This is a genomic window from Pelomonas sp. KK5 (genome assembly GCF_001984095.1).
Classification (GTDB): Bacteria; Pseudomonadota; Gammaproteobacteria; order Burkholderiales; family Burkholderiaceae_C; genus KK5.
In genome coordinates, this window is record NZ_LYVQ01000287.1 from 1 (window position 1) to 7,033 (window position 7,033).

7 protein-coding genes are annotated in these 7,033 nt (G+C 65.4%); 5 read left to right on the plus strand and 2 right to left on the minus strand.

Translation table 11 applies throughout. From position 1 onward, the window contains the following. The 4 genes from B0W88_RS28210 to B0W88_RS28225 all read left to right on the plus strand — a co-directional run. On the plus strand, positions 1 to 261 hold a 261-nt coding region (locus tag B0W88_RS28210), incomplete at its 5' end, for a circadian clock KaiB family protein (protein ID WP_077037880.1). Positions 262 to 267: 6 nt separating this feature from the next. Beyond that, positions 268 to 567, plus strand: a complete 300-nt coding sequence (locus B0W88_RS28215; RefSeq protein WP_198937963.1) for a circadian clock KaiB family protein — start codon at positions 268 to 270, stop codon at positions 565 to 567. A 4-nt stretch (positions 568 to 571) separates the two neighbouring features. Next, positions 572 to 2,251, plus strand: coding sequence for an ATP-binding protein (locus B0W88_RS28220; RefSeq protein ID WP_077037881.1), 1,680 nt, complete (start codon positions 572 to 574; stop codon positions 2,249 to 2,251). A 58-nt stretch (positions 2,252 to 2,309) separates the two neighbouring features. Then, positions 2,310 to 4,061, plus strand: a complete 1,752-nt coding sequence (locus B0W88_RS28225) for a peptidoglycan-binding protein (RefSeq protein ID WP_077037882.1) — start codon at positions 2,310 to 2,312, stop codon at positions 4,059 to 4,061. Between the two features lie 46 nt (positions 4,062 to 4,107). On the opposite strand, the gene B0W88_RS33205 is transcribed toward B0W88_RS28225, so the two are convergent. Together B0W88_RS33205 and B0W88_RS33210 are read right to left on the minus strand one after the other, a co-directional pair. After that, positions 4,108 to 5,184 (minus strand): hypothetical protein, encoded by a 1,077-nt coding sequence (locus B0W88_RS33205; RefSeq protein ID WP_144007023.1) that lies wholly within the window; start codon positions 5,182 to 5,184, stop codon positions 4,108 to 4,110. A gap of 7 nt (positions 5,185 to 5,191) precedes the next feature. Next, positions 5,192 to 6,184: a hypothetical protein gene (locus B0W88_RS33210; RefSeq protein ID WP_158080960.1), complete on the minus strand. Its 993-nt coding sequence runs from the start codon at positions 6,182 to 6,184 to the stop codon at positions 5,192 to 5,194. A 100-nt stretch (positions 6,185 to 6,284) separates the two neighbouring features. Between B0W88_RS33210 and dctP the strand changes: the two genes are divergently transcribed. Then, positions 6,285 to 7,033 (plus strand): TRAP transporter substrate-binding protein DctP (gene dctP, locus B0W88_RS28235; RefSeq protein WP_083749126.1); only part of this gene is annotated, 749 nt, incomplete at its 3' end.

Consider the following 7,033-nt stretch of genomic DNA (forward strand, 5'->3'; position numbering starts at 1 on the left):
CGCCTGTACGTGGCGGGCCAGACGGCCAAGTCCACCGCCGCGCTGCAGAACCTGCGGCGCGTCTGCGAGACGCACCTTGCCGGCCGCTACACCATCGAAGTGGTGGACCTGCTGGTCAACCCGCGCCTGGCCGCGGGCGACCAGATCCTGGCGGTGCCGACGCTGGTGCGCAAATTCCCCGAGCCGATACGAAAGATCATCGGCGACCTGTCCAACGAGGAGCGTGTATTGGTCGGCCTCGACGTGCAACCGCTGCGATAGCACCCCATGGGCGCAGCAGAAATCACCCAGCCCTTCATCCTTCGCCTCTACGTGACGGATGCCACCCCGAAGTCCGCGCGGGCGATCGTCAACACCCGCCGCATCCTCGAGGAGCACCTGCACGGCCGCTACTCGCTGGAGATCCGCAACATCGCCGACAACGTGCTCGCGGCGTCGGCCGACCAGATCGTCGCCACGCCCACGCTGCTGCGCATCGCGCCGCTGCCACCGCGCCGCGTGATCGGCGACATGTCCGACGTGCCGCGGGTGCTGCACGGCCTCGGCGTGCCCGAGCCTGTGCGATGACGACATGAACGCCGATCTCCGCCAGGACGAGCTCGATCGCCTGCTCCGCCTCAACACGGAGCTGCAGGCCCGGCTGCGCGAGGCCGACGACACGCTGGCGGCGATCCGCAACGGCGACGTCGACGCGCTGGTCGTCGGCGAGGACGTCTACACGCTGGACAGCGCCAACGCGGCCAGCAACGCGATGCGCCGCGACGTGCTGGCGCAGATGCAGGACGCGGTGCTTGCCTTCGACACCGAGGACCACCTGATCTTCATGAACCCGGCCGCCGAGGCGCAGTACGGCTGCAGCGCCTCGGAGATGCTGGGCCGCCCGCGCGAGGAGCTGTACCGCGAGCGCTGGGCGGAGGAGCTGAGCGCGCGGCGCTACCGGCGCGCGCTGCGCGAGGCCGGCAGCTACCGGGCCGAATCGGTGCACGTGCGGGCCGATGGCCGCGAGATCGAGGTGGAGGCCACCGTCGCCCGGCTCGACGATGCCCGCGGGCGCCACCTGGGCACGCTGTGCGTGGTCCGCGACATCGGCGAGCGCAAGCGCACCGAGGCCACGCTGCGCGACGCCGATGCGCGCAAGGACGAGTTCCTCGCCACGCTGGCGCACGAGCTGCGCAACCCGCTGGCGCCGATCCGCAACGCGGTGCAGATCATGCAGCTCTCGCGCGAGGAAGGCGTGCACGAGAACGCGCGCCGCATCATCGAGCGGCAGCTGAAGCAGCTCGTCCACCTGGTCGACGACCTGCTGGACATCAGCCGCATCAGCCAGGGCAAGGTGGAGCTGCGCCGCGAGAACGTGGACGTCGCCAGCGCGGTGATGACGGCCATCGAGACCAGCCGTCCGCTGATCGATGCCGGCCACCACGAGCTGTCCATCCGCCTCGCGCCGCCTCGCGCGCTGCGCGTGCATGCCGACCTGACCCGGCTCTGCCAGATCGTGGCCAACCTGCTGAACAACGCGGCCAAGTACACGCCCGAGGGCGGCCGCATCGAGGTGGCGGCGGAGCGCGACGGCGCCCATGCGCTGATCCGCGTGCGCGACTCCGGCATCGGCATCGCCCGCGAGATGCTGCCGCGGGTGTTCGACATGTTCGCCCAGGTGGACCGCTCGATGGAGCGCGCGCAGGGTGGCCTGGGCATCGGGCTGGCGCTGGTCAAGCGGCTGGTGGAGATGCACGGCGGCAGCGTCACCGCCGCCAGCGACGGGCCCGACCGCGGCTGCTGCTTCACCGTCTGCCTGCCGCTGATCGACGACGCCGTCGAACGCACGGAACAGGTCGAGGCGCGCGAGCTGGCGCCGGGCCTCGCGAACCACCAGCGGGTGCTGGTGGTCGACGACAACCTGGACAGCGCGGAGAGCCTCTCGCAGATGCTCGCGATGCTGGGCTACGACACCGCGGTGGCGCACGACGGCATCGAGGCCGTGGACGCGGTGCGTGCGCAGCGGCCCGCGGTCGTGCTGCTGGACATCGGCATGCCGCGGATGAGCGGGCTCGAGGCCGCCTGCGCGATCCGCCGGCTGCCCGGCGGCGACAGGATCACGCTGATCGCGCTGAGCGGCTGGGGCCAGCACGAGGACCGCCGCAAGTCGCGCGAGGCCGGCTTCGACCATCACTTCGTCAAGCCGCTGGATGTCCAGGCGCTGATCGAGGTGATCTCGCAACTGCAGGTGCGGCGTCCACAGGACGGCTGATGGCCTGAGCGCTGCACGCTGACAGAATTCCTCCGCAGTCTTGCAGGAGGTTCTCGCGATGGCACTCAGCACCGCACAACGAAAGTGGCTGGGCGACCTGCCCGGCATGGTCGGCGGGCCGGCCAGCGTGCCGGCGACGCGCAAGGCCGACGCGCCGGTCGGCGCCGGCGATGCGCCCGTCGGCTTCGTGCCCGAGCTGCTCGGCTGGGGCGCCGCCGTGATGAACATCCTGTCCAAGATCGGACCGGGGCAGTGCACCTGCGCGATCCAGGTCCACAACAAGACCAACCGCCGCCTCTTCCGCGGCAACATCCGCCCCGAGAAGCAGATCCTCAAGATCCCGCCCGATGTCATCGAGCCGGGCCAGCATGGCGAGTTCGTGATGGGCGGCTCGGCGCCGCTGCCGGGTACCCAGATCCCGATCGAGAGCTGCATCGGCGAGATGGACTGGATCGTCACCGGCGACGTCAACATGACCATCAAGTGGAACAACCCGATCGCCGGCAACATCAGCGGCGACGCCTCGCTGAGCGACGTGGGCGAGGCCAGCCACTTCAGCGTGGACCACATCAACAGCAACAAGCACCAGGCCGAGTTCAAGTTCACGATCTTCGGGCAGGCGCCGAATCCGAATCCGAATCCCAATCCGAACCCCAATCCAAATCCAAATCCAAATCCAAATCCAAATCCCAACCCGAACCCGAACCCGACGCCCGGGCCGGACATCGCCTCAAGCTGCCTGGTCCAGGTGGTCAACCTGACCCAGCAGAAGCTCGTGCTGCTGGGCGCGAAGCATGAGCGCGGCGACTTCATGATCCGGCCGCAGCAGGAGATTCCCGCGGGCGAGACCGACGGCACCTGCCTCTCGATCGAGACGCCGCGGGCGCCGGACGAGGGCTGCAAGGGCTTCATCGAGTACGCGGTCGGCGAACCGCAGACCGCCGTCTGGCGCATCGAGTGGGACAACCCGGAGGGCGCCAAGAACACGGCCACGTCCACGCTGACGCCGCCGTCGCCGACGCTGCATGCGGTCGAGCTGATCACGCAGGGCGACGAGAACGTGCGGGCGAGCTTCACCCTGCGCGACAGCGCCGGCCCCGGGCCGAACCCGCAGCCCAATCCGCAACCCAACCCGCAGCCGAATCCCCAGCCGAACCCGCAACCGCCGGGCAACCTGCCCAAGACCCGCCAGCCCACGCTGCGCTTCGGCGACAAGACGGCGGACGGCTGGGTCGAGTACCTGCAGGAGCGGCTCAACGACCTCGACAAGGCCGGGCTGAAGGTCGACGGCGACTTCGGCAAGGCCACGCTGGCGGCGGTGCACAAGTTCCAGTCCACGCGCGGCCTGCAGGACGACGGCACGGTCGGCAACCAGACCTGGGCCGCGCTGCGCAATGCCCAGCCGGAGAACGTCGGCACCGACGGCCGCAAGCCCCACACCTTCGTGCAGAAGGGCGTGCAGGCGCGCTGGAACGAGGAGAAGGAGCGGGCGGTCTACATGGAGAGCCTGGACGAGATGCTGCTGTTCCTGGTGTCGATAGGGACGGAGCCGATCGACAGCTTCAGCGTGGACGTGACGGTGACCGCGCCGGGCATGCCGGCCGTCACCCAGGCCTTCCCGATCGGGCCGCCGGACAAGCGCACCGGCACCGGCAGCGGCGACTTCCACTCGCTGAAGATGAACAAGTTCCGCGCGCTCTTCCCGTCCAAGCCGGCGAACGCCCCGATCACCAGCTACAAGATCCAGGCGGTGCTGCCACAGGCCCTGAGCGGCGAAGGCTGGACTGGCGACATCGTCGTGGCGAGCTGAGCTTGGCTGTCGGCCCCAGCGTCACTTCGCAACATGCACTTCAGACTTATCTCTTCCCGGCGCAGACATCGACCACCACCCATTGGCGGGTCTTGGCCATTTCTTCGACAGTTCTTTTTTCTTCAAACCCGAATCTGGTCCGGCTGTAACGCAACTTGCAGCCATCTGGCGAAACACGGATCCATCCCGCAACGGCGCCGTTCTCAATCCGGCGTAGCGCTCCGTCTTCCTCCTCAAGATATATACCGCGCACCGCCGACGAACTCGTGACGGTCAGCACCCAGGCCATGCCCGCTCTCGTCATTCGCCCCACCCCGTCAAGCCTGAAAGTCCTAGACCATTCCAGAATCTTTCTGGGTACCTTTTGCTCCGAAACCTCGCCCGCCTTATTCACGACCAGCGGGCTGTAGTTGTATCCTCTCCACAAGAGATGGGAACCCAGCCATGGCATGTATGTCGAGTTGTGAGGCAAGGGCGTTGAGTACCAATCGGTCGATACGTCCGTCAGGGTATTTCCAGCAGCATCGATAAGCAGGAAGTGCGAACCATTTATACTGTTTCCAGGCCACAGTCTTTCAAGTCGAATCGTCGGGTGTCCGGGCGTCAATGGCTGGTCCATCACGACCATGCCGGAATCCAGCTTCTTTGAATGTGGCAGGACCTCGCATGTCGCGGGATTGAGAAAACTTAGCCTGGGCCATTCGATCCGATCAAGGCGTCCTCCAAACACCCCGCTCTCAAAAATATTCCCGGGATTCGCGCGATCTGAATACGCGCCGCCGATGCGCCAGTGGTGCCGCAGAGTCATCCGATCCCTGGAATAGCAAAGCAATTCGCCCTCATAAGGGGTCTGCTCGACATGACCATCTTCCGTATCCAGCAGAATCACTCGGGACAGTTCATGTTCCGCCGCCGTCCAACCCGACGGCAATGAGCGAACGGACATGATGATCCGATGATCGTCGTACCACTCGGCCGTGGTTTCCTGGGACGTCCGCAAGGCTGGCATCACGAACTTCGGGAAGCTTTTGGCATCTTCGATGAAGTCCGAGTCCGGACCGGCAAACACCGGCAGACCTACAGCCAAGAGCAGCAACCCAAGCAGCAGATCGAAGTTCCTCATGGGAAGCCTATTTGACCTGCAGCACACGCTTGGCCTGTCCCACGGCATCGAACCCGCGCGCAACATCGTTCTCGACAATTCTGTCGGCTAGTACTTGCGGGAGCTCAATGGTGAGGAAGAATTCTTCAGGCTTGGGCGGCGGCGCCGAGTATGGCCTTGGCGGCTCCTGCTGGCCGTCTTTGGTGGGTTTGCTGATAGCGATGATCAGATGATGCCGCTTTTTCTGCTGCCAATTCGGCAGGTGCGTAAAGCCCGAGCCACCGTCGAGGGCAAGGAAGTCGATGCCCTCGAAGATTTCTTCGTAGTAGTGACCGGAATACAGAGCACCCATGGGCCATGCGCGGCCGTCTTCTGCCACATTTCTGAGCTCGAACTGATTCAGGGAAAACAAGGCTGTGGCTCCCGGAACAGGATTGCCAGCGAGTCGCTTCAGGCGCTTGGCAAAGGCCTCTCTTGTCTGGGACAAAAGCATTCTCGAAGCTGGACCTGCATCACGCTGATACTTTCCCTCTATCTGCTTCGGTATCGTTCCCTTCCTGTAGTAGATTTCAAAATGGTGTTCGAAGGGGCGCGAACACCGCTCCTGTCCGTGGTCGTCCGTCTCGCAGAGTTCTTCGTCCTTGTTGGAGATCATGGTATAGGCGATGGCCTCGACACCCTGAAGCTCGGTACTGACAAATTCCGCAGGCATACAGAAATCTGCGACAAACCGCGGCGTGACGACCCAAAATAACTTGTCCTTGGTGTATTGGCGCTTACCCGGTTGCGGGCCGCTGTAATAGCCCTGCGGGCAATTCCTGTAGCGAGCATCGATCTCGGTTTTGTGAGCCAGCGCGTGGGGGCGTCGGCGGCCAAGGCTACAGCCGGCACCAAACCAAGTGTGGCTGAGATCGCCCAGGCAAGCGCAGTCGGCAAAACGTTCAGGTTCTTCATATCTGACTCGAGGCCTCCCTGTTTCATGATACGGCCGTGTATCAGGCCCGGGTAAACCCGCAATCATTCCGTTTCTCGAAACATTAACCGCGCCGCATTGATTGATGCTCTGTGCACCGCTCCCTAACCTGCGCTCCAACGACAACAGCAGCAGCAGGAGACAAGCGATGCAGCAGCCTTTCCACCTCAGCCGGCGCGACATCCTCCGCACGGCCGGCGCGCTGGCGGCCGGCACGGCGCTGGCGCCCGCCTTCGCCCAGGCCGGCGGCCTGAAGATCTCGCACCAGTTTCCCGGCGGCACGCCGACCGAGGGCGACTTCCGCGACCGCCTGTGCCGCCGCTTCGCCGCCGAGGTGGACAAGCGCAGCGGCGGCGCGCTGAAGGCGACCGTCTACCCCGGCTCCTCGCTGATGAAGACCAACGCGCAGTTCTCGGCGATGCGCAAGGGCGCGCTGGACATGAGCCTGGTGCCGCTGTCCTACGCCGGCGGCGAGGTGAGCGAGACCAATATCGGCCTGATGCCGGCGCTGGTGCCCAGCTACGAGCAGGGCGCGCAGTGGAAGACGGCCGAGGTCGGCAAGTTGCTCGCCAAGACGCTGGACGACAAGGGCGTGATCATCGTCTCCTGGGTCTGGCAGGCCGGCGGCGTGGCGAGCAAGACGCGGCAGTTGGTGACGCCCGACGATGCCAAGGGCCTCAAGGTGCGCGGCGGCTCGCGCGAGATGGACATGATGCTGAAGCAGGCCGGCGCCTCCGTCATCACGCTGCCCTCCAACGAGATCTACGCGGCGATGCAGACCGGCGCGATGGAGGCGGCGATGACCTCGTCCACCAGCTTCATCTCCTTCAAGCTGGAGGAACTGGCCAAGCACCTGACCACCGGCCGCGACAAGACCTACTGGTTCATGCTGGAGCC

Bases quoted from the DNA above. Each gene is read 5' to 3' on its own strand.
- B0W88_RS28215 (WP_198937963.1), top strand. From the start codon at position 268: ATGGGCGCAGCAGAAATCACCCAGCCCTTCATCCTTCGCCTCTACGTG.
- B0W88_RS28220 (WP_077037881.1), top strand. From the start codon at position 572: ATGAACGCCGATCTCCGCCAGGACGAGCTCGATCGCCTGCTCCGCCTC.
- B0W88_RS28225 (WP_077037882.1), top strand. From the start codon at position 2,310: ATGGCACTCAGCACCGCACAACGAAAGTGGCTGGGCGACCTGCCCGGC.
- B0W88_RS33205 (WP_144007023.1), bottom strand. From the start codon at position 5,184: ATGAGGAACTTCGATCTGCTGCTTGGGTTGCTGCTCTTGGCTGTAGGT.
- B0W88_RS33210 (WP_158080960.1), bottom strand. From the start codon at position 6,184: ATGATTGCGGGTTTACCCGGGCCTGATACACGGCCGTATCATGAAACA.